19 protein-coding genes are annotated in these 21,566 nt (G+C 57.7%); 3 read left to right on the forward strand and 16 right to left on the reverse strand.

What is annotated here, in order from left to right:
• Nucleotides 1-6: 6 nt before the first annotated feature.
• From DDT56_RS21835 to lolC, 15 genes are all read right to left on the reverse strand, one after another.
• Nucleotides 7-1,458 (reverse strand): protein adenylyltransferase SelO, encoded by a 1,452-nt coding sequence (locus tag DDT56_RS21835; protein ID WP_136168489.1) that lies wholly within the window; start codon nucleotides 1,456-1,458, stop codon nucleotides 7-9.
• Between the two features lie 109 nt (nucleotides 1,459-1,567).
• The gene (locus DDT56_RS21840; RefSeq protein ID WP_136168490.1) at nucleotides 1,568-2,293 is read right to left on the reverse strand and encodes an EAL domain-containing protein; all 726 of its coding nucleotides are present in this window, start codon (nucleotides 2,291-2,293) and stop codon (nucleotides 1,568-1,570) included.
• A 97-nt stretch (nucleotides 2,294-2,390) separates the two neighbouring features.
• On the reverse strand, nucleotides 2,391-3,407 hold the full coding sequence (locus DDT56_RS21845) for a lipoate--protein ligase (RefSeq protein ID WP_136168491.1): 1,017 nt from the start codon (nucleotides 3,405-3,407) through the stop codon (nucleotides 2,391-2,393).
• Nucleotides 3,408-3,436: 29 nt separating this feature from the next.
• Nucleotides 3,437-3,907 carry a C40 family peptidase gene (locus DDT56_RS21850; RefSeq protein ID WP_136168492.1) on the reverse strand — a complete coding sequence of 157 codons (471 nt, stop codon included), beginning with the start codon at nucleotides 3,905-3,907 and terminating at the stop codon, nucleotides 3,437-3,439.
• 132 nt (nucleotides 3,908-4,039) lie between these two features.
• Entirely contained in the window at nucleotides 4,040-4,795 is a 756-nt protein-coding gene (gene btuD, locus DDT56_RS21855) for a vitamin B12 ABC transporter ATP-binding protein BtuD (protein WP_168197670.1), read from the reverse strand.
• Nucleotides 4,796-4,816: 21 nt separating this feature from the next.
• Nucleotides 4,817-5,368 carry a glutathione peroxidase gene (locus DDT56_RS21860; RefSeq protein WP_136168494.1) on the reverse strand — a complete coding sequence of 184 codons (552 nt, stop codon included), beginning with the start codon at nucleotides 5,366-5,368 and terminating at the stop codon, nucleotides 4,817-4,819.
• Between the two features lie 66 nt (nucleotides 5,369-5,434).
• Nucleotides 5,435-6,436, reverse strand: coding sequence for a vitamin B12 ABC transporter permease BtuC (btuC, locus tag DDT56_RS21865; RefSeq protein ID WP_136168495.1), 1,002 nt, complete (start codon nucleotides 6,434-6,436; stop codon nucleotides 5,435-5,437).
• Between the two features lie 442 nt (nucleotides 6,437-6,878).
• Nucleotides 6,879-7,682 (reverse strand): MetQ/NlpA family ABC transporter substrate-binding protein, encoded by an 804-nt coding sequence (locus tag DDT56_RS21870; RefSeq protein WP_417903704.1) that lies wholly within the window; start codon nucleotides 7,680-7,682, stop codon nucleotides 6,879-6,881.
• Nucleotides 7,683-7,724: 42 nt separating this feature from the next.
• Nucleotides 7,725-8,393, reverse strand: coding sequence for a methionine ABC transporter permease (locus DDT56_RS21875; RefSeq protein WP_009112368.1), 669 nt, complete (start codon nucleotides 8,391-8,393; stop codon nucleotides 7,725-7,727).
• Entirely contained in the window at nucleotides 8,386-9,411 is a 1,026-nt protein-coding gene (locus tag DDT56_RS21880; protein ID WP_136168497.1) for a methionine ABC transporter ATP-binding protein, read from the reverse strand. The genes DDT56_RS21875 and DDT56_RS21880 overlap by 8 nt, the downstream gene beginning before the upstream one ends.
• A gap of 436 nt (nucleotides 9,412-9,847) precedes the next feature.
• Complete coding sequence (gene cobB / locus DDT56_RS21885; RefSeq protein WP_136168498.1) at nucleotides 9,848-10,678, reverse strand: Sir2 family NAD+-dependent deacetylase; 831 nt, start codon at nucleotides 10,676-10,678, stop codon at nucleotides 9,848-9,850.
• An 11-nt stretch (nucleotides 10,679-10,689) separates the two neighbouring features.
• Nucleotides 10,690-11,607, reverse strand: a complete 918-nt coding sequence (gene nagK / locus DDT56_RS21890; RefSeq protein ID WP_136168499.1) for an N-acetylglucosamine kinase — start codon at nucleotides 11,605-11,607, stop codon at nucleotides 10,690-10,692.
• 65 nt (nucleotides 11,608-11,672) lie between these two features.
• Nucleotides 11,673-12,920, reverse strand: coding sequence for a lipoprotein-releasing ABC transporter permease subunit LolE (lolE, locus tag DDT56_RS21895; RefSeq protein WP_136168500.1), 1,248 nt, complete (start codon nucleotides 12,918-12,920; stop codon nucleotides 11,673-11,675).
• Nucleotides 12,917-13,624: a lipoprotein-releasing ABC transporter ATP-binding protein LolD gene (gene lolD, locus DDT56_RS21900; RefSeq protein ID WP_009112363.1), complete on the reverse strand. Its 708-nt coding sequence runs from the start codon at nucleotides 13,622-13,624 to the stop codon at nucleotides 12,917-12,919. Before lolD ends, lolE begins: the two co-directional genes overlap by 4 nt.
• Nucleotides 13,617-14,819 carry a lipoprotein-releasing ABC transporter permease subunit LolC gene (gene lolC, locus DDT56_RS21905; RefSeq protein WP_136168501.1) on the reverse strand — a complete coding sequence of 401 codons (1,203 nt, stop codon included), beginning with the start codon at nucleotides 14,817-14,819 and terminating at the stop codon, nucleotides 13,617-13,619. The genes lolD and lolC overlap by 8 nt, the downstream gene beginning before the upstream one ends.
• A gap of 137 nt (nucleotides 14,820-14,956) precedes the next feature.
• Between lolC and mfd the strand changes: the two genes are divergently transcribed.
• On the forward strand, nucleotides 14,957-18,406 hold the full coding sequence (mfd, locus tag DDT56_RS21910) for a transcription-repair coupling factor (RefSeq protein WP_136168502.1): 3,450 nt from the start codon (nucleotides 14,957-14,959) through the stop codon (nucleotides 18,404-18,406).
• Nucleotides 18,407-18,627: 221 nt separating this feature from the next.
• The gene (treA, locus tag DDT56_RS21915) at nucleotides 18,628-20,340 is read left to right on the forward strand and encodes an alpha,alpha-trehalase TreA (RefSeq protein ID WP_136168503.1); all 1,713 of its coding nucleotides are present in this window, start codon (nucleotides 18,628-18,630) and stop codon (nucleotides 20,338-20,340) included.
• A gap of 131 nt (nucleotides 20,341-20,471) precedes the next feature.
• Here the strand turns inward: treA and DDT56_RS21920 are convergent, their stop codons facing one another.
• Nucleotides 20,472-20,720, reverse strand: coding sequence for a hypothetical protein (locus DDT56_RS21920; protein WP_136168504.1), 249 nt, complete (start codon nucleotides 20,718-20,720; stop codon nucleotides 20,472-20,474).
• 70 nt (nucleotides 20,721-20,790) lie between these two features.
• Here DDT56_RS21920 and DDT56_RS21925 point away from each other — a divergent pair, with 70 nt between their 5' ends.
• A complete protein-coding gene (locus tag DDT56_RS21925) occupies nucleotides 20,791-21,408 on the forward strand; it encodes a hypothetical protein (protein WP_246856853.1) in 618 nt (205 codons plus the stop codon).
• Nucleotides 21,409-21,566: the final 158 nt, after the last annotated feature.

The raw sequence follows: 21,566 nt of genomic DNA on the forward strand, positions 1-21,566 counted from the left end.
CGGCTGTCAGCTGGAGCAGGATATCTCGAGATGCTTGCCCCACTCCGGCGGCGACGCCGCCAGATCGTCCATTTCCGGTTGCTCCTCATAGGGCCGGCAAAGCGCCTGATGCAGGCGGGCCAGCACGCTGATATCCTCTTTTTCCGCCCGTTCGATGGCCTGCTGCGCCAGATAGTTGCGCAGAATATAGTTGGGATTGGCGGCCTTCATCCGCTGCCGGCGCGCGGCATCATGCTGCGGTTCCCGCGCAAGGCGTTTGCGGTACGCCGCAAACCAGCGATCGAACGCCGGACGATCGATAAACTCATCGCGCAGCGGGGAAAGCGCGTCGCTTTGTTCGCCGTCGGCCAGCAGACGGAAGGTGCGGGTATAGTCGCGCCGCTCCTGCCGCATCAGGCGCAATAGCTCCACCAGAATCGCGTTATCCTCGGCATCCGCGGTAAACAGCCCCAGTTTGGCGCGCATCAGCTCGCCATATTTTTGCATCAGCGTCGGCTCGTAACGCGCCAGCGCCGTTTCCAGTTCGTCGGTGTCCATCAGCCCCGACAGCGACTGCGCCAGACGATGCAGATTCCACAGCCCGACCGCCGGTTGATTATCAAAGGCATAACGCCCCTGATGGTCGGAGTGGTTGCAGATATAGTCTGGCTGGTAATCATCCAGAAAGCCGAACGGTCCGTAATCAATGGTTAAACCGAGGATGGACATATTGTCGGTATTCATCACGCCGTGGGCAAAGCCGACGCTCTGCCAGTGAGCAATCAGCCGCGCCGTGCGCTCCACCACATCGCCGAACCATAGCGCATAGCGCCGCGGGTCATCCCGCCACTGCGGCCAGTGGCGGTCGATGACGAAATCCGCCAGTTGGCGCACCTTTTCGCCTTCGCGGCGATAATAGAAATGTTCGAAGTGGCCGAAGCGCACGTGGCTTTCCGCCACGCGCAGCAGCATCGCCCCCGGCTCTTCCCGTTCGCGCGCTATCGCCTGCTCGCTGGTGACGACGGTCAGCGCCCGCGTCGTCGGGATGCCCAGATGATGCAGGGCTTCGGACGCCAGAAACTCGCGGATAACCGAGCGCAGCACCGCGCGCCCGTCCCCCATGCGGGAATAGGGCGTCAGCCCGGCGCCTTTAAGATGCCAGTCCATGCTGCGGCCGTCCGCCAGTTGCTGTTCACCCAGCAGAATGCCGCGCCCGTCGCCCAGTTGCCCCGCCCACATGCCGAACTGATGGCCGCTGTACGCCTGGGCCAGCGGCTTCATGCCCGGCAACAGCGCCTCGCCGCGCCACACCGCGTCATGCCGGCGGGTAAACCATTGCGCGGATAGCCCCAGCTCATCCGCCAGTCCGCGGCTGTAATAGAGCAAACGCGCGCCCTGCAGCGGCGTCGGCTGCAGTTCGGTGTAGAAACCCGGCAACTGGTGGAAATAGTGATTAACGAACGATGGTTTCTGCGGCATATTTTTCCCCTCTACCGCAAAGTGTAGAGCGGCCATCGGGGAATTAACACCCGGCCAACTGTGGGGATATTCTTCGGCGCCGAAGAATCAGGGGGAGAAAAGATAAGGCTTAGCGAGAAAAATCAATCTGCGTTTTCAGCTCATCGAAGTGAACCGCCGGCCAAAGATTGCCCTGCAGCGCATCAATATTCAGATTCCTGACTTTAGCCAGACAATCCGGGGTATCGATGCCTTTAACGATAACCCTCACTCCCGGATAATAGTTTTTAATGATCCGTAATAACGGCTCCATAATCAACGTGTTCGCCGATCGGGATAATAGATGCTCCACCAGATTCTGATCCATTTTCAGCGAATTAAGCAGGCCGTCATGCAACGGTTTCAGGTTGCTTTTTCCCGAACCAAAGTTATCCAGCCAAAGATTAAATAATTTGCTCAATTTCAAAAGACGGGCGTTTTCTTTTCCCTGCGCCAAATCCGGAAAGATCTCATTAATTTCCAGCTGAATGAACGGCAGGTCGTTAATATCATTACGCACTGTTTTTGACGTTAACAGAAAATCCACCGTCTCAGCGTCAACTTTTAGCGCCAGCAGAATATGCTTATCAATAAACCAGTCTGCATTGTTTTTTATAAATGCCAGCTGTTCTTTAATAAAATCATGTTTTTGCGATTTATTCAGTACATTGAAAAGAATATCAGGCGGGATACTCAGATTTCCGGACCTGCTATTAAACCGGCTGACCATTTCAACGGCCAATAATCGCCCTTCCAGACTATAAATAGGCCAGAAAACATACTCATTAACATAGTCCACTTCCAGCCGGATAAGCATACAGCAGCTAAAGCCTATAAAATTAACTACCTCATTCTATAGACCAGAACTGTATATTTTTCACTCAGAGGAAACTGAAAAACAAAAACGTCGTCTATTATTGAATGCTTTCCGCCAGCCACGCGGCCATTTGTTGTAATTCATGGTGCTGTTGCGGAAATTCCACGCTTAATTGCTGACAAATACCCGCCATATTTTCCGGCCGATAAGCCGTGCCGCGCAGAGCCACCGCCAGGGCTTCCAGCGGAGCCGGATGTAAACTGTCGGTAAAAATCTGGCTGCGGACAATGACGCCGCGCTCAACGTCAAAATGTAATTCAACGCCTCCCCAGGAAAAACGGGTATCCAGTAAATGGGTAAAATCCGGCGCCTGTCCGAAATTCCACTCCCAGTTGCTCTGGCGGGCGAACTGTTCGCTGAATCCCGGCAGATCCGGAAAGGCGGCGGGGGAAATAATTTCCGGCTCACAGCGTTCGGCGTAATAATCAAAAAAGGCCTGTATCACCGACTGGCATATTTGCTGATGATCGAGCGTCGGTAATAGCTCAATAAGATTGGCTACCCGCGAACGCACCGAGGTAATTCCCTTCGCCTGTAATTTTTTCACATCGGGATTAAGATAGTCGGCTAAACGGCTCAGGTCCGCGTTCAACAGCAGGGTGCCATGATGAAAACCGCGATCTTTGGTTTCCCGGTAAGCGGAACCCGATATTTTCCGCGGGCCGTCGGCGGTATCGATAACCAAATCGTTACGGCCGGAGGCGCTGGCATCAATCCCCTGCGCCGCCAGCGCATTAAGAATAATGCGGGTTGAAACGCTTTTATCGTATTCCGGCTTGCCCGCCATAAAGGTGAAACAGGTATTGCCCAAATCGTGAAATACCGCCCCGCCCCCGCTGCTGCGCCGCGCCAGTTTGATGCCGTCCTGCGCCATGCGGCGCGTATTACACTCTTTCCACGGATTCTGCGCCCGGCCAATGACCACGGTCTCCGCGTTGCGCCATAAAAACAGCACCCGCTGCGCGGTCGGCATCTGCCGGAAAATACACTCTTCGACCGCCAGATTAAACCAGGGGTCGAAAGAGTCGGAGAGCAATAAACGCAGAGAAGACATAAGGCTCCATAGTCGCCCTCAAGGGCGAATCAGATACGGCGGGCCTGCCAGTATGCCCGCTTCCAATAGACGTTATCCAGCGATGAGCGGATGACTCCCTGACTGGTGGAGGCGTGGATAAACTGGTCGTCTTTATCGTAGATGCCCACGTGCAGCCCGTTGCCGCCGCTGCCGGTTTTGAAAAACAGCAGATCGCCCGGTATCAGGCTGTCGCGATCCACGCGTTCCCCCATTTCCGTTTGCGCATCGGTGCTGCGCGGCAGGCGGATGCCGAAGCGGTCGCGGAAGGTCAGGTAGACAAAGCCGGAACAATCGATACCGTTGCGATCCAGACCGCCATAGCGGTAAGGCGTGCGATACCATTGATTTAGCTGATCGTTCAACTGCGCCACCACCATAATCGAATCGCTCAGGCGCGCATCCGGCGGCGGATTGCGATGACTGCTGCACCCCACCAGTATCAGGCTTGCCAACATCAATAGCTGCTTTAGACGTATCATGTTTTTTTACCTGAAAATCCGCGGATTGATGCAGAAAATCGGCGGAGAAGAACTATCTGAATGATATGCATGTAATTTAGCGTCGAAAGGGCGTAACTGGCAAGTAAAGGCGACGTTTCCCGCCGTCGAACGTCAGGCGCGACGGGGTATCAGCCAGTGGCGGCCGTCAACCCGGCAGCGCTGGAAATCGACGCCGAACACGGACGACAGCGTCTGCGGCTGCATAATCTGCGCGGTCTCTCCCGCGGCGACCAGTTTCCCGCCGGACATCAGCCAGATATCGTCGGCATGTTGCAGACTGTGGTTCAGATCGTGGGCGCAGACAATCACCGTCAATCCCGACCGGCAAAGCAGCCGCAGCAGATCGTCCAGCGCGACCTGCTGCGCCACATCAAGGCTGTTGGCGGGTTCATCCAGCAGCAGCAGGCGGCCGTGGGGATTGGCCTGCGGCCAGATCTGCAATAGCGCGGCGGCCAGCCTGACGCGCTGCCACTCCCCGCCGGAAAGCCGGGTCAGCGAACGGGTCAGTTTGTCGGCCAGCATCAGCCGGGCGGCCAGAAAATCGACGGTCCGTTCGATAATCGCCTCGTCGGCCAGCGGCGGCTGGTGCAGGCGTAAATATTGGAACACCGGCATCATCGATACGGTAGGCTGCTGCTGGGCAAGGTAAGCCCGGCGAAGCGCCAACTCCTGGGCGGACCACGCCTCCAGCGGCCCGCCGGAGAGACAGACCGTCCCCTCTCCGGCAAGCATGCCCGCTATTCTGGCCAGCAGGGTGCTTTTCCCCGCGCCGTTGGGGCCGATAACGTGCAACAGCCGGCCGGAGCCGCAGGCGGCGTCAACCGGAGACAGGCGGGGAAAAACCCCCGCCTGCCGCAGTTGCAGCAAGGGTGCAGAGTGCGGCGCCAACTATTTCGCCAGCGCCGCTTCGATAGCCTTGATAATCACCGCGTCGTCGGGAGTGATATCGGGGGAGAAACGCGCGATCACGCCGCCATCGCGGGCAACCAGGAATTTTTCAAAATTCCATAAGATATCTTCCGGATTCGCCGGTTTGCGGCCTTTATTGACCAGGCGAGCGTAAAAAGGACTCAGCAGCGAACCCTCGGCTTCAGGCTGCTCGCGGATCAAAAGCTGGTACAGCGGATGACGGCCGGCGCCGTTGACTTCGATCTTGCTGAACAGCGGGAACTGCACGCCAAAGTTTGTGCGGCAAAATTCCTGAATCTCTTCCTCGCTGCCCGGCTCCTGCCCGGCGAATTCGTTCGACGGGAATCCCAGCACCACGAATCCCTTATCGCGATAGGTTTGGTAGACTTTTTCCAGCGCGTCGTACTGTTTGGTCAACCCACACTTTGAGGCAACGTTGACGATTAACGCCACCTTGCCCTGATAGGGCTCAAGCGTCGTCTCTTGCCCGGTAATGGTTTTCAGCGGAATGGCATAGATTTCATTACTCATCGTCTTGATCCTTTTTATCCTGCGAGAAGGGAGATCGTTACTTATTTCTGTCCGCGTGGCAAAGCGCTAAAGTCTGTTGCGCAACAACAGCCAGATAAACCACGGTGCTCCCAGCGTAGCGGTAACTACGCCAATCGGCAACTCGGCGGAAGCCAGGGCGATGCGCGCCAGCGTATCCGCCAGCATCAGAATCGAGCCGCCGGCCAGCGCGCAGCCGGTTAATAGATAACGCTGATCGGTTAATCCGCACAGGCGCAGCATATGGGGAATAATCAAACCGACAAAGCCGATCACCCCCGCCAGCGCCACGCTTAGCCCCACCAGCGCGCCGACGACCCACACCAGCAGGTTGCGCCAGTGGTAGACCGACACGCCCAGCTGGCGCGCCGCTATCTCCCCCAGCGCCAGCCCGTTCAGCACCTCTCCCCGGCGGCTCAGCCACAGGATCAGCGGCAACAGGGCCAGCATCAGCCAGCCGTGCCGCCAGTCGATTCCGCTGAATCCGCCCATCATCCAGTACATCAGCTGGCGCAAATCCAGGCTGGTGCTGAAATAGACCGCCCACGTCATGACCGCGCTGCAGATAATGCCCAGCGCCACGCCAATCAGCAGCAGGCGGGCGTTGGAAACGTGCCGGCGGGCGAAGCGCAGCAGCAGAAAGGTAATCAATAGCGCGCCGGCGATGGCGCTCAGGCTTAGCGCCCATACAGGCAGCATGCCCTGACCCAGCAGTACGCCGAGCACCAGCGCCACGCCCGCGCCGTTGGCGACGCCCAGCAGCCCCGGTTCGGCCAGCGGGTTGTTAAAAATAGCCTGCATCACCGCGCCGCACATCGCCAGACTCGCCCCCACCAGCATCACCGCCAGGGTTCTGGGTAAACGCAGTTGCCAGACGAAGATGCGCTGGCTTTCGTCCAGCCAGCGTAACGGCCAAATCCAGCGTTCGCCGGCGCACAGGCCGAGGGTCAGCGTCGACAGCGTCAGAAAGAACAGCAGGATTAACCGCTGGCGATCCCGCACGCGCTGCCGCTGTTTTAACTGGGTATATCCCGAATTCAAAGGCTGCATAGTCCATCCGCGACAAAGGAAAGACGCCTGTCCCGCAGGCGCCTGCGCTATGGTAACCGATTTTGGCGGCCGCTTCCGCGCCTGATTGTCACGCGGCGCCCGTTGACGCACATTGACATTCGCCATTCCGCGCTTGACAAAATATCGGCTACGATTAGTCGTATGAGAACAGCTCTCATTTACTAATGACCGGCGACCGTCCCGACAGGCTTCAGCGAGGATATAGGACCATGTTGACGATTTTGCGCAGTGCCATCCAACGGCTATCGCGTTCCCGCGATATTCCGCCATCAGCCGCCGCCTCCCACGCCCGCTGCGATGAATGTGAGTTCTGTTTCTTTAACCACGCGGCGACGTTCGCCGTTGATCAGATCAATGAATGTGCGGATGGTACAGCGGCGCAACCCTCCCCTTCTCAGGGGAGGGAGCAAAGAAGGGATTATTAATTTACCGGGATGACCGCGCCGGCATATTTCTGCTTGATAAAGTCCTGGATCTCCTTGGAGTGCAGAACCTTGACCAGCGCTTTAATCTCCGGTTTGTTTTCGTCGCCGCGATGAACGGTGATGATATTGGCGTACGGATTATCTTCGCCGCTCTCTACCGCGATGGGATCTTTGGTCGGATTCAGACCGGCATCGATGGCGTAGTTGGCGTTGATAACCACCGCATCCCCTTCGTTATTGGCATAAACCTGCGGCAACAGGCCGCGCTCGACGCTCGGCAGGAATTGCAGCTTTTTCGGGTTTTCGACGATATCGCTGATACGGGCGTCAACGCGTTTGACCTCCGGTTTCAGTTTAATCACCCCCGCCTTTTCGAAGATGGACAGGATACGCCCTTCTTCAGCCACCGCGTCGCCGAGAATGATCTTGCCGTTTTCCGGCAGATCCTGCAGGCTCTTGTGCTTTTTGGAATAAATACCGATCGGTTCGATATGGATCGCCCCCGCATTGACGAAATCGTAGCTCTTATCGCCGGCGTGATCTTTCAGCACGCTTTCCAGATAGGGGACGTGCTGAAAATAGTTGGCGTCGATATCACGGCTGGCTAACGCCGTATTCGGCAGAATATAGTCCTGAAAGCGCTGGATCTGGAGGTCGACGCCCTCTTTCGCCAGAATCGGTTTCGCCTGTTCAAGAATTTCGGCGTGCGGAACGTTCGACGCTCCCACCACCAGTTTGGTGTCCGCGACCGCAGAAAACGCGGTCAGACTCAGAGCGGTCAGAGAGGCATAAGCCAGCATTAAAATTTTACGCGTCTTCATCATCATCATTCCTTTATAATATTAACGTTTATCAAGAATTGCCGTAACGGTATCGCCAATAAACTGGATAATGAAAACCAGCAGCAGGATCATTATCGTCGCCACCAGCGTCACATCGCCGTGATTGCGTTGAAAACCCTCCAGATAGGCCAGGTTGCCCAGCCCTCCGGCCCCAATAACACCCGCCATAGCGGTATAACTCACCAGCGCGATTAGCGTTACCGTAATACCGGAAACCAGCGCCGGTGAAGACTCGGGCAATAGCACCCTGAAAATGATGGTACTGATTCTGGCCCCCATCGAGCGGGCCGCCTCAATGACCCCTTTATCCACTTCGCGCAGGCCGATTTCCACCAGCCGGGCGTAAAACGGCGCCGCGCCGATAATCAATGCCGGCAGGGCCGCGTTGGCGCCTAAAATGGTGCCGACGATGACCCGGGTAAACGGGATCAGCAGCACGATCAAAATTATAAACGGGATGGAACGGAATACGTTTACCACCACCGAAACCAGCGTGTACACCAGGCGGTTTTGCAATAGCTGTCCGCGGGAGGTGAGAAATAGCAGCACGCCCAGTATCACCCCCAGCACAAAGGTCGCCAGCCCGGCGATGGCCGTCATGTAAATCGTTTCATAGGTCGCATCAAGCAGGCGGTCGACCTGCAGGTGAGGGAACAGTGTCTCAAGCATGTTTAATCACCTCGGCGGTAATGTTCTTTTCCTGTACCAATTCCAGCATGTTTTCCAGCTGCTGTTCATTCCCTGCAACGTGAACATAGAGTTCGCCAAATGCGCCATTTAACGTCTGGGTTATTTTCCCGTGCAAAATATTAACGGTCAGACCGTAGCGCTGGATCAATTCCGAAATCACCGGCTGCTGGGTTTGTACCCCGACAAAGGTCAGTTTGACCACCGCGCCGGACAGCGACTCCACCAGAAGCGGATTAAAGCTCTCCTGCGTCTCTTCATACTGCGTCACCTGCCTGACAAACTGCTGGGTAATCGCCTGCTGAGGGTGGGTAAAGACATCCAGCACCGCGCCCTCCTCCACGATGCGGCCGTTTTCCATCACCGCCACGCGCTGACAAATTTTTCGCACCACGTGCATCTCATGAGTGATCAGCACGATGGTCAGATTTAGCTTGCGATTGATATCCAGCAGCAAATCAAGAATAGAGTCGGTGGTTTGCGGGTCGAGCGCGGACGTCGCTTCGTCGCACAGCAGCACCACCGGGTTGTTCGCCAATGCGCGGGCGATCCCCACACGCTGCTTTTGGCCGCCGCTTAGCTGGGAAGGATAGGCGTTTTCCCTGCCCTGCAGCCCCACCAGGGCGACCAGTTCCGCCACTCTGGCCTTGATTTGCGCTTTTTTGACCCCGGCGATCTGCATCGAAAAGGCAATATTTTCACTTACCGTTCGCGACCACAGCAAATTGAAGTGCTGGAAAACCATGCTGATGCGCAAACGCGCCGCGCGCAGTTCAGCGCTGTTGGCTTTGGCGATATCCTGCCCGTCGACCACGATCGAACCGCTGGTGGGGGTTTCAAGACCGTTCAACAGGCGGATCAGGGTACTTTTTCCGGCGCCGCTGTAACCGATGATGCCGTAAATCTGCCCGGTTTCAACGCTCAGGCTAACGTCTTCAACCGCGCTGATGGAGCCAGAGGAACTATCGAATACTTTCGAGACATTCGAGAGAGTAATCATTATGAAGCACATCCCATTATTATTTTTATTCCTTAACTATTAAGGAGTTAAATCACAATTTACAATAAACTCAGTGCGCCGATATCGTCATATGATCCTATCCGGCCGCAAAAGAATGTGTTAATGACCTGGCTCGGAGGGATCCTACCGAGCCAGCCATGGTAAGGAAAGAATATAAAGTTTATTAGTTATTCGCTAATCGAATAAAAGGCGGGGCCACGAAAACGAAATCATTAAAATGAGACTGATGACAAACCCACACCGAAATAGCACTCCCGAATACCACCAGCGGTCATCCCCGCGGCAGTAGGCGGGGATCTGCTTCCGCAAGCAGATCGGTGTCGCCGGAGACTCCTCCTCGCGAAAGCGGGGACCTGCAGGAATGACGGATTTGGAGTCGTCTTACCAATCGCTACTTTGTCAACGTTCTGAACCATCAAAATGCTATATTTTTCCGTCGCGTCAGCCAGGCGCTGACGAATTCGGGCACCACCGTGCCGGCCGGGCCATAGATTTTTTCATCGAACTGGCTTTCCACCTGGCTAGGTTCAAGATTCAGCTCAATGGTATAAGCGCCGTGCGAATGCGCTTCATGTACAAACCCGGCGGCGGGATAGACGTGCCCCGAGGTGCCGATGGCGATAAAATAGTCGGCCTGCGCCAGCGCCTGATAAATCCGCTCCATTTCCAGCGGCATTTCGCCAAACCAGACGATATGCGGGCGTAACGGCGCGGGAAACTGGCAGCAGTGACAGCGTTCGTCGGCGGAGAGATCGCCCGGCCAGTCAAAAATCTGTCCGCTCTGGCAGCAACGCACCTTCAGCAACTCGCCGTGCATATGAATAATCCGCTGGCTGCCGGCGCGCTCGTGCAAGTTGTCGATATTCTGCGTGATAAGTAAAAAATTATCCCCCAACAGCGTTTCCAGATTAGCCAGCGCCAGATGCGCCGCATTGGGCACAATTTCCGGCAGTTGCAGCTGCCGACGGCGGGCGTTGTAAAATGCATGCACCAACTCGGGGTTACGCTGAAAACCTTCCGGAGTGGCGACATCCTCAACCCGATGCTCTTCCCACAGGCCGTCGGCCGCGCGAAAGGTTCGTATGCCTGATTCCGCGGAAACGCCTGCCCCGGTTAACACAACGACTCGTGGTTTTTTCACTTCGGTTGCCGCCAGATAGTCTCGATGAAAAATGCGTGCACGCAGACGCTGCTGACGCATACGTTTCCCTTTGTGAAAGCGTCCTAATCGTTGATGCGTATGCATAACTGCTCCTGCTATTGATTCATTAAGTGTAGCAAAGCCGCGCCGCGAATGCCGCCCGCATCGCCATAGCGCGCCTTTTCGATGCGCGGCGGTTTGGCAATCGGCAATAGCCGCGCGGGCAAACGCGTGGGCAATATCTGATATATTTCGTCGAAATTCGATAATCCGCCGCCCAGCACCAGCAGGTGGGGATCGATAAGGGTCAACAGATTGCCTAAACAGGCCGCCAGCAGATCCATAAAGCGATCGACGAACGCCAGCGCATTGGCATCCCCCGCGCGATAGTGGCGGATAATGGTCACGGCCGGCAGCGGCTGTTGATAATAGTGGGCGTACAGCCACTCGAAGCCGCGGCCTGAAATATAGTTTTCAATGCAGCCGGACTGCCCGCAGCCGCATTTCACGCGCGGGATGTCATCACCGAGAATATCCAGCGCGTCGCACGGCAGGCGGAAATGGCCGAGCTCGCCGGTGATGCCGTTGCGCCCCTCCGCCGGGCGGCCGTTCACCACCAGGCCGCCGCCGACGCCGGTGCCCAGGATCATCCCCAGCACCACCGGGTAGGCGCGGAACTCCGCATCCCAGGCCTCGGAGAGAACAAAACAGTTGGCGTCGTTGTTGATGCGGATCTCGCGCTGTAATAAATGACTCAGATCCTGCCCTAACGGCCGTCCCATGGTCGCCGGCAGATTGGCGGTAAACAGCGCGCCGTTATTGCCGGTCTGCATCCCCGGCACGCCGATGCCGATTTTACCTTCCGCTCCCGTCTGCGCGTCGGCTTCCCTGGTCAGCTCGACCAGGGTATTCAGCAGGGTTTCATAACTGTTGCGCGGCGTGGCGACCCGCTTCTGCCAAATCTGGTTCAGTTCGGCATCAAATACGCCCAGCGCGATCTTTGTACCGCCCATGTCAAAACCGTAGTAGTACATGACCGCCCCTTACTGGTTGATGGCTCATCCCCACACCGCACGGCGCCGAGCGTGGGTATAAAAGGTTACTGCCCGCTCAATACCCGCGCGGGATCGATCCGGCTGGCGCGGCGCGCCGGATACCAGCTGGCGATCAGACTCAGCACCAGCGCCGTCGCCAGCACGCTGACGACGTCGATAACGTGCAGCTCCGACGGCAGAAAATCAATAAAATAGATGTCGCCCGACAGGAAGCGATGACCGGTTATCGATTCAATGGCGCGAATGATATTGGTCAGTTGCAGCGTCGCGATCACCCCCACGGCCACGCCGAGCACGCTGCCCAACAGGCCGGCGAGCAAGCCATACCAGACAAATATAGCGCGGATAAGCCCGTCCGTGGCGCCCAGGGTGCGCAACACCGCGATATCGCCGCTTTTATCTTTCACCGCCATCACCAGCGTGGATACGATATTGAAGCAGGCCACGCCGATCACCAGCACCATCGCCAGATACATAATGGTGCGCACCATCTGGATATCACGGTACATATAGCCGTAGGTGCCGATCCAGCTGCGGATATAGACGTAGGCGTTGCTGACCTCGCCCGCATCGCGCACCAGCTTATTGGCGCTGAAGACATCCGCGGCTTTAATGGCGATCCCCGTTACGCTCTCCCCCATATCCAGATAGCGCTGCGCATCCGCCAGCGGCACCAGCGCCAGACTATGGTCGAGCTGGCCGCTGAGCTGCAGAATGCCGCTGACCTGCAGCCGGATACGCTTTGGCTGCATCAGCTTCATCTGCGGGTCGCTGTTGGGGATCATCACCGTCACCCAGTCGCCCTCATTGACGTTCAGCGCCTTGGCCACGCCCTGGCCGATAATCACCTGCTGCTCCCCGGCGCGAAAATTTGCCCAGGCGTTGTTCATCACAAAGCGGGGTAAGGCGCTGAGGCGGCTCTCCTGCTGCGGGTCGACGCCTTTCACCTGAATGGCGCGCAGATTGGCGCCGTTTTCCAGCAGACCGGTAAAGTTGATATAGGGCGCCGCCGCCGCCACGCCGGGCACCTGCTCGATTTTGGGCAGAATCGACCGCCAGCCGTCAAAGGGTTGGTTAACCGGTTCGATTTCGCCGTGGGGAACCACCGCTAAAATGCGATTATTCAACTCGCGCTCGAAACCGTTCATTGCGCTTAAGCCGACGATCAGCACCGCCACGCCCAGGGCGATACCCACCGTCGAAATCACCGAAATCAGCGAAACCATGCCGCCGCGCCGCCGGCCGCGGCTGAAACGCAGGCCGATCAGCAGGGAAAGCGGAGGAAAGGTCATTGCGGCACTCCCATCAGCGTCACGTCCTGCTGCAACCGGCCGTCGCGCATTTCCAACTGCCGGTTCAGGCGGCCCGCCAGCTGTAAATCATGGGTAACCACCAGAAACGCCGTCCCCTGACGCGCGTTCAGTTCGCCCAGCAGTTCAAAAATCGTATCCGCCGTGCGCTGATCGAGGTTGCCGGTCGGCTCGTCCGCCAGCACCAGCGACGGACTGTTCACCAGCGCGCGGGCGATGGCGACGCGCTGCCGTTCCCCGCCGGACAGCTCCGCCGACCGGTGGTGGCTGCGCGTCTCCAGCCCGACCGCCGCCAGCATTTCGCGCGCTTTTTCCTGCGCCTGCGCCGCCGGCACATGGCCGATCAACAGCGGCATGGCGACGTTTTCCAGCGCGGTGAAATCCGGCAACAGATGGTGGAACTGGTAAATAAAGCCCAGTTCGCGGTTGCGCAGCGCGGACTTTTCCGCCGCGGAAAGCCGGCTCATCTGCTGGCCTTTGAAAATCACCTCGCCGGAGGTGGGCGAGTCCAGCCCGCCCAAGAGATGCAATAAGGTACTTTTGCCGGAACCCGAGCTGCCGACAATCGCCATCATTTCCCCGCTGCGCATCTCAAAGGAGACGTTGCGCAGCACATCCGTCGACAGTTTGCCTTCCTGATAGCGCTTGCACAGGTCATTGCACTGCAACAGCAGTAAATCATTCATAACGTAAAGCCTCAGCGGGTTGAACGGCGGCGGCGCGCCACGACGGGTACAGCGTGGATAACAGGGCAATGACCATGGCGGTCAGCGCGATGGCGACCACCTGCAGCGGCTCTATCGCCACCGGCAACGCCGCGCCGTCCAGCAATAATCCCAGCAGCGGCATCAGCGTATTGAGCTGGCTGGCCAGCAGCGCGCCCAGCAGCGCGCCTAACAGGGCCCCGACGATCCCGGCGCTGCCCCCCTGCACCATAAACACCGTCATAATCTGACGTTGGGTCAGCCCCTGCGTTTGCAGAATGGCGACCTCGCCCTGTTTTTCCATCACCAGCAGACCCAGTGAGGTAATAATATTGAAGGCGGCGACGGCGATAATCAGGCTCAGCAGCAGTCCCATCATGTTTTTTTCCATCCGCACCGCCTGGAACAACTCGCCCTTGCGCTCGCGCCAGTCTTGCCACACCAGCCCGTCCGGCAATGTCTGACGGCTCAGGGTATCCACCGTCAGCGGCTGGTCGAGCCACAGGCGCCAGCCGGTGATATTGCCCGCCGGGTAGCGCATCAGCCGCGAGGCGTCCTGCTGGTTGACCAGCAGCTGATAACCGTCGACCTCGCTGCCGGCGGAAAAGGTGCCCGCCACGGTAAACAGCCGCTGGCTGGGGATGCGCCCCATCGGCGTGAGCTGGCTGGCGCTGGGCACCATCAGGCGCAGCGGTTCGCCGCGCTTTACCCCCAGCTGCGACGCCAGTTGCTCACCGAGAATAACCTGATATTGCCCCGGCTGGAGCTGCTGTTGCCGCACGTTCACCAGGTGGCGCGACAGCGGCTCCGCTTCGTCCGGGTTGATGCCCAGCATAACCCCCACGGCGACGCTGCGGGCGCTTTGCAGCACCACCTCGCCGGTGGTCAGGGGCGCCGTGCGGCTGACTCCCTGCAAGGAACTCAGGGAGGAGGCGGGCCGGCTCTGCGGATCAAGAGACCCCTGCGCGCTGGTAATCAACGCCTGCGGCATCAGCCCCAGGATATTCTCCTCCAATTCGCGCTCAAAACCGTTCATAACCGACAGTACGGTTACCAGCGCCATCACCCCGAGGGTGATGCCAATGGCCGATAACCAGGAGACAAACCGCCCGAAGCGGTCTGATGCGCGGCCGCGCATATAACGCAGGCCAATAAATAATGCGACAGGTTGATACATGAAATCCGTCTGGATATGGTTGCCAAAGCAAAGTGTTCAAGGATAATAAAGGGTAGTACCGCTTTATGGAACCCTAACACCCTCACTCTCCGGCTTTTTCTTAGCGGACGCCGGGGTAGAGACCTGATAATCAGATTATGCCTGAAAAATACCGTTATTCGTTGCCGCGCAAATCGGGCGAGCAACGCCTGCTGGGACAATTAACCGGCGCCGCCTGCGCCGTGGAATGCGCAGAGATTATTGACCGCCATGCCGGACTGGTGGTGCTTATCGCCCCCGATATGCAGAATGCCTTGCGCCTGCGCGATGAAATTCAGCAATTTACCGCCCAGACCGTTACGGCATTGCCGGATTGGGAAACCCTGCCTTACGACAGTTTTTCTCCCCATCAGGAGATTATCTCCAACCGTCTTTCCACCCTGTACCGCTTGCCGCTGATGGAGCGCGGCGTGCTGATCCTGCCGGTCAACACCCTGATGCAGCGGGTATGCCCGCATACCTTCCTGCACGGCCATGCGCTGATACTGCAAAAAGGCCAGCGTCTGTCGCGCGACAGGCTGCGTTCCCAACTGGAGCAGGCGGGCTACCGCAGCGTCGACCAGGTGATGGAGCACGGGGAGTACGCCTCGCGCGGCGCGCTGCTCGACCTGTTCCCCATGGGGAGCGAAGAACCCTACCGGATTGATTTCTTTGACGATGAAATCGACAGCCTGCGGCTTTTCGACGTCGACACCCAGCGCACGCTAAATGAGGTGCCGCAAATCAATCTGTTGCCCGCTCACGAATTCCCCACCGACAAAAGCGCCATCGAACTGTTCCGCAGCCAGTGGCGCGAGCAGTTCGAGGTGCGTCGCGATGCGGAACACGTTTACCAGCAGGTAAGTAAAAGCAGCTGGCCCGCCGGTATCGAATACTGGCAGCCGCTGTTTTTCAATCAGCCGCTGCCCTCGCTGTTCAGCTACTTTCCCGCCGACACGCTGGTGGTGAACACCGGAGATATCGAACAGGGCGCCGAGCGCTTCTGGCAGGATATTCAGCAGCGCTTTGAGAGCAGGCGGGTTGATCCGATGCGTCCGCTGCTGCCGCCGGAGTCGCTATGGCTGCGGGTCGACAGCCTGTTTTCCGAACTGAAAGCCTGGCCGCGGGTGCAGCTGCGCACCGATACCCTGACGGATAAAGCCGCCAATGTGAATCTTGGCTATCTGCCGTTGCCCGATCTGGCCATCCAGCCGCAGCACAAAGCCCCGCTGGATACCCTGCGCCGTTTTATCGAGCGGTTTGACGGGCCGGTGATCTTTTCCGTGGAAAGCGAGGGCCGGCGCGAAACGCTGCAAGAGCTGCTGGCGCGCATCAAGCTCAATCCCCAACCGATTGATAGTCTGGAGCAGGCCAAAGAGCAGCGCGCCTCGCTGCTTATCGGCGCCAGCGAGCACGGTTTTATCGATACGCTGCGCCAGCGGGCGCTGATTTGCGAAAGCGATCTGCTGGGCGAGCGCGTCAGCCGACGGCGTCAGGATAACCGCCGGGCGATAAACGCCGACACCCTGATCCGTAATCTGGCGGAGCTGCGGCCGGGCCAGCCGGTGGTGCATCTGGAACACGGCGTGGGGCGCTATGCCGGCCTGACCACGCTGGAAGCGGGCGGCATTAAGGCCGAATACCTGATTCTCACCTATGCCGGGGAAGATAAACTTTACGTGCCGGTCTCCTCGCTGCATTTGATTAGCCGTTACGCCGGCGGCGCGGACGACAGCGCGCCGCTGCACAAACTGGGCGGCGACGCCTGGTCGCGCGCCCGGCAGAAGGCGGCGGAAAAAGTACGCGACGTGGCGGCCGAGCTGCTGGACGTCTACGCCCAGCGCGCCGCCAAAAGCGGCTTCGCCTTTCGCCATGACAAAGGGCAGTATCAGCTTTTCTGCCAGAGCTTCCCTTTTGAAACCACCCCCGATCAGGCTCAGGCCATCAATGCGGTGCTGAGCGATATGTGCCGGCCGCTGGCGATGGACCGTCTGGTGTGCGGCGACGTGGGTTTCGGTAAAACCGAAGTCGCAATGCGCGCCGCGTTCCTCGCGGTGGAAAACCATAAGCAGGTGGCGGTGCTGGTGCCTACCACCCTGCTGGCGCAGCAGCACTACGACAATTTCCGCGATCGCTTCGCCAACTGGCCGGTCAAAATCGAGATGATCTCCCGCTTCCGCAGCGCGCGCGAACAAACGCAGATTCTGCAAGAAACCCAGGAAGGCAAGGTCGATATTCTGATCGGCACCCATAAGCTGTTGCAGAGCGATGTGCGCTGGCGCGATCTGGGGCTGCTGGTGGTGGATGAAGAACACCGCTTTGGCGTGCGCCACAAGGAACGCATCAAGGCGATGCGCGCCGACGTGGATATCCTCACCCTCACCGCCACGCCGATCCCCCGCACGCTGAATATGGCCATGAGCGGCATGCGCGATCTGTCGATTATCGCCACCCCGCCGGCGCGCCGCCTGGCGGTGAAAACCTTTGTGCGCGAATACGACCATCTGGTGGTGCGCGAGGCCATCCTGCGTGAAATCCTGCGCGGCGGTCAGGTTTATTACCTCTACAACGATGTGGAAAACATCGAAAAGGCCACCCAGCGTCTGGCGGAGCTGGTGCCGGAGGCGCGCATCACCATCGGCCACGGCCAGATGCGCGAACGGGATCTGGAACGGGTGATGAACGATTTTCATCACCAGCGCTTCAACGTGCTGGTGTGCACCACCATCATTGAAACCGGTATTGATATTCCCAGCGCCAATACCATCATCATTGAGCGGGCCGACCACTTCGGGCTGGCGCAGCTCCATCAGCTGCGCGGCCGCGTCGGGCGTTCCCATCATCAGGCCTATGCCTACCTGCTGACGCCGCATCCCAAGGCGATGAGCAGCGACGCCCATAAGCGTCTGGAGGCGATCGCGTCGCTGGAAGATCTGGGGGCGGGCTTCGCCCTCGCCACTCACGATCTGGAAATCCGCGGGGCGGGCGAACTGCTGGGCGAAGATCAGAGCGGGCAGATGACCAGCGTCGGCTTCTCGCTGTATATGGAGCTGCTGGAGAGCGCCGTCGAGGCCTTGAAAGCCGGCCGCGAACCCTCGCTGGAAGACCTGATCAGCAGCCAGACCGAGGTTGAACTGCGTCTGCCCGCCCTGCTGCCGGAAGATTTTATCCCCGACGTCAATACCCGGCTCTCTTTCTACAAACGCATCGCCAGCGCCAAACGGCCGCACGAGCTGGAAGAGCTGAAAGTGGAGCTTATCGACCGTTTCGGCCGCTTACCGGACGCCGCGCGCCATCTGTTGCAGGTGGCGGCGCTGCGCCAGCAGGCGCAATCGCTGGGCATCAAACGCATCGAAGGCCATGAAAAAGGCGGATTTATCGAATTCAGCGAACAGAACCGCGTCGATCCGACCCATCTGATCGGGCTGCTTCAGCACAACCCCGGCGTTTACCGCCTGGATGGGCCGACGCGGCTGAAATTCATCAAGGATTTAAGCGCCCGGCCGCAGCGCATCGAGTTTATCCAGTCGCTGTTAAGCAATATGGCGCAGCATACGCTGGCGGCATAGCCCTCCTCTCCTCCTATGGCATTGGGCGTCCCCGCCCAATGCCACACCGCCGCCCAGCTCCATCCGCAACCTGCCGTGAAAAATTTGAACTGCGCCTCACTTTTACCGCCGTCAGCGGCAATCGCCGTCGCTGACCGACTACGCTTAATTATTCAGTAAGTTGCATTTCACAGCCGCATGCGGCGTTCCGCCCTACCGGCCGTAAACAAGGAGATTTGCGTATGTTTTCCGTTTCCCCGCGTGGCATAAAAACGTCTCTGCCGCCCCTTGCTCTGGCGCTAAGCCTCGGCATTTCATTTTCCACGCTCGCCGCGGCCGCGCCGGCGACGGAACAAGCGACGACAATCAGCCGAGCCGGCGCGGCGGTGGCGGCTCCTCAGCCGCCCGATATGTTGCTGGGGCCGCTGTTCAGCGACGTGCAACGGGCCAAGCTGTTCCCCGATCAGAAAACCTTTGCCGACGCCGTGCCGAACCGGGATCCTGCCGCCATCCTCGATGCCTATACGCGGCAGAAACCGTCGCCCGGCTTCGATTTGCAACGCTTCGTCGAGAGTAATTTTACCCTGCCGCAAGAAGGCGAAGCCTACGTCCCGCCCGCCGGGCAGACGCTGCGCCAGCATATTGACGGCCTGTGGAGCGTGCTGACGCGCACCACCCGGCAGGTGAAAGCGTACGACTCGCTGCTGCCGCTGCCCCATAGCTACGTGGTGCCCGGCGGACGTTTTCGCGAGATTTACTATTGGGACAGCTATTTCACCATGCTGGGTCTGGCGGAAAGCGGCAACTGGACGCTGGTGCGCAATATGACCGATAACTTCGCCCACGAAATCGACCGCTACGGCCATATTCCCAACGGCAACCGCAGCTACTATCTCAGTCGTTCACAGCCGCCCTTCTTCTCGTTTATGGTGGAACTGCTGGCGCAGAATCAGGGAGATAAGGTCTACGCGCATTACCTGCCGCAGTTGAAAAAAGAGTACCACTACTGGATGCGCGGCAGCGTGGGGCTGCCGAACGGGCAGGCCGTCGATCGCGTGGTGCGCCTTGACGACGGCAGCGTGCTGAACCGCTACTGGGATGAGCGCGATACGCCGCGTACCGAATCCTATATGGAAGACATTACCACCGCCTCCCAGGCGGCCGATCGCCCCGCGGCCGAGGTTTATCGCCATCTGCGCGCCGGCGCCGCTTCGGGATGGGACTTCAGTTCGCGCTGGCTGCGCGAGCCCCGCGATCTCTCCACCATTCACACCACCGATATTATTCCGGTGGACCTCAATTCGCTGCTGTTTCATCTGGAGCAGACGATGGCGCGCGGCGCCGAAGCCGCCGGCAATCAGGGGGAAGCGGCGCACTTCCTGCGCGTCGCCGATGAGCGCAGACAGGCCGTCAACCGCTATCTGTGGAATCAACAGGACGGCTACTATAGCGACTATGACTGGCGCCGGAAGGCGATAACGCAGCCGATCACCGCGGCCTCGGTATTCCCGCTGTATGTCAATATCGCGCCGCGCGATCGGGCTGCCGCCACCGGCGAGGCGGTGCGCAAACAGCTACTGAAAGAGGGCGGGTTGACCACCACCACCATCAACACCGGCCAGCAGTGGGACGCGCCGAACGGTTGGGCGCCGCTGCAATGGGTCGCGGTCGAGGGCTTCAGGCGCTACGGCCAGGACGCGCTGGCGCAGGCCATCGGCACCCGTTTTCTGGCCAATGTGCAAAAGCTGTATGACGCCGAGCATAAGCTGGTGGAAAAATATGTGGTGGAAGGCGCTGGGTTCGGCAGCGGCGGAGGCGGCGGCGAATATGCGCTGCAAGACGGCTTCGGCTGGACCAACGGGGTCACGCTGAAGCTGATGGCGCGCTACTGCGACGCCGTGCCGTCCTGCCAGCGCGAGGAGCGCTCCGCTTCTGAGCGGGCTGCCGCGCAGTAACTCCATAGCCGGTCGCCCGAATGCTCGGGGCGGCCGGCTATGCCGGACCTCCGCCAGAGGGTTCGCGCATGTACGAAGAAAATATGGAAGGTACTGAAATGCGAAAGCGTATACGATCTAATTTCGATACCTTATTTTTTCAGGAACGCAACAAGAATCCGCCTAACAAAGAATACTGATAAAAAGGCCAGCAGAATTGATAACGCCCCCAAGAAAATGAGAAGTGAAAGAAGCGGGCTGAACAATCCCCCAATGCTTAACGCTTCACTAAGCTGCGCCAAACGCTCAGAAGATATTGAACGAATAATGACGTCAGGAATTATTAGGAAGTAAACAATTGCGATAAGAATGTATATCAGGGCAATTTTTACTCTGGACATGTTTGAGCTTATCCTTTGAGGTCGCTATAATCGATCGCTGTTTTAGTCGAATGATACAAGGAACCGTGCGATGTCCCAAACATATTTGCAGTTGCAAATGCAATCAAACAAGACACTGGCAATAGCATTGACAAGAACATTAAAGGACATACATTCGAACCTGATGACTACTATATACAATGTTAAGTCCGGTAGCCAGCGACTCGTTAACTATGGCTCCTGTCTTATGCCAGACGAATATTACCGTAGTTCATGCCGGAATATGTGGCGGGAAGATACAAGACTGGTTATGGCATTGGGAGAAATTTATCATCGCAACGACGTTGTGTTGGACATGGTTGAATTATACTTCCGTAAAATATTGACACGTATTGGTCCGCAGGGAGTTGAGAATATATCATCCCAAATAGAACGGTTACTGGGTAAAGCTGCTGCATATTCTTCTGGTAAAGCGAGTAAATTGGCATTATCTATAACCATCGCCAAAATCATAATGAGTTCAAGAGACTTCAATGAATCACATGTAAAAATGGTTAACAATTTTGCCTCATGGTTTGTTACAGGGACAAATCTTTACGCTAAAGCTCAGGTAGCGGCATCTGCAGCAAGAAAACTTCAGTATCAGGATGCTGATTATTACCAGACTCTCTACAAAGAAAATATTGAAATGCTCTATTTCCTAATCTAACCTTATATGTCTAAAATTATTTATCAAATAAGATCCGGCGATAATAATGAAGAAAAAATCATGGACGCGCTATATGAGATTTTGAAAAAATGAAACCTGTCATATTATGTGTATTAGTCGCGACCAGATCTGACACAACAACTTGAAAAGTTGAGAGT

The sequence above is a fragment of the Brenneria corticis genome, assembly GCF_003115855.1.
In the GTDB taxonomy this organism is placed as follows: domain Bacteria; phylum Pseudomonadota; class Gammaproteobacteria; order Enterobacterales; family Enterobacteriaceae; genus Brenneria; species Brenneria corticis.

Bases quoted from the DNA above. Each gene is read 5' to 3' on its own strand.
- mfd (WP_136168502.1), top strand. From the start codon at position 14,957: ATGCCTGAAAAATACCGTTATTCGTTGCCGCGCAAATCGGGCGAGCAA.
- DDT56_RS21845 (WP_136168491.1), bottom strand. From the start codon at position 3,407: ATGTCTTCTCTGCGTTTATTGCTCTCCGACTCTTTCGACCCCTGGTTT.
- DDT56_RS21920 (WP_136168504.1), bottom strand. From the start codon at position 20,720: ATGTCCAGAGTAAAAATTGCCCTGATATACATTCTTATCGCAATTGTT.
- DDT56_RS21880 (WP_136168497.1), bottom strand. From the start codon at position 9,411: ATGATTACTCTCTCGAATGTCTCGAAAGTATTCGATAGTTCCTCTGGC.
- DDT56_RS21925 (WP_246856853.1), top strand. From the start codon at position 20,791: ATGTCCCAAACATATTTGCAGTTGCAAATGCAATCAAACAAGACACTG.
- lolE (WP_136168500.1), bottom strand. From the start codon at position 12,920: ATGACCTTTCCTCCGCTTTCCCTGCTGATCGGCCTGCGTTTCAGCCGC.
- DDT56_RS21835 (WP_136168489.1), bottom strand. From the start codon at position 1,458: ATGCCGCAGAAACCATCGTTCGTTAATCACTATTTCCACCAGTTGCCG.
- lolD (WP_009112363.1), bottom strand. From the start codon at position 13,624: ATGAATGATTTACTGCTGTTGCAGTGCAATGACCTGTGCAAGCGCTAT.
- DDT56_RS21860 (WP_136168494.1), bottom strand. From the start codon at position 5,368: ATGAGTAATGAAATCTATGCCATTCCGCTGAAAACCATTACCGGGCAA.
- nagK (WP_136168499.1), bottom strand. From the start codon at position 11,607: ATGTACTACTACGGTTTTGACATGGGCGGTACAAAGATCGCGCTGGGC.
- btuC (WP_136168495.1), bottom strand. From the start codon at position 6,436: ATGCAGCCTTTGAATTCGGGATATACCCAGTTAAAACAGCGGCAGCGC.
- DDT56_RS21850 (WP_136168492.1), bottom strand. From the start codon at position 3,907: ATGATACGTCTAAAGCAGCTATTGATGTTGGCAAGCCTGATACTGGTG.
- DDT56_RS21875 (WP_009112368.1), bottom strand. From the start codon at position 8,393: ATGCTTGAGACACTGTTCCCTCACCTGCAGGTCGACCGCCTGCTTGAT.
- treA (WP_136168503.1), top strand. From the start codon at position 18,628: ATGTTTTCCGTTTCCCCGCGTGGCATAAAAACGTCTCTGCCGCCCCTT.
- lolC (WP_136168501.1), bottom strand. From the start codon at position 14,819: ATGTATCAACCTGTCGCATTATTTATTGGCCTGCGTTATATGCGCGGC.
- cobB (WP_136168498.1), bottom strand. From the start codon at position 10,678: ATGCATACGCATCAACGATTAGGACGCTTTCACAAAGGGAAACGTATG.
- DDT56_RS21870 (WP_417903704.1), bottom strand. From the start codon at position 7,682: ATGCTGGCTTATGCCTCTCTGACCGCTCTGAGTCTGACCGCGTTTTCT.
- DDT56_RS21840 (WP_136168490.1), bottom strand. From the start codon at position 2,293: ATGCTTATCCGGCTGGAAGTGGACTATGTTAATGAGTATGTTTTCTGG.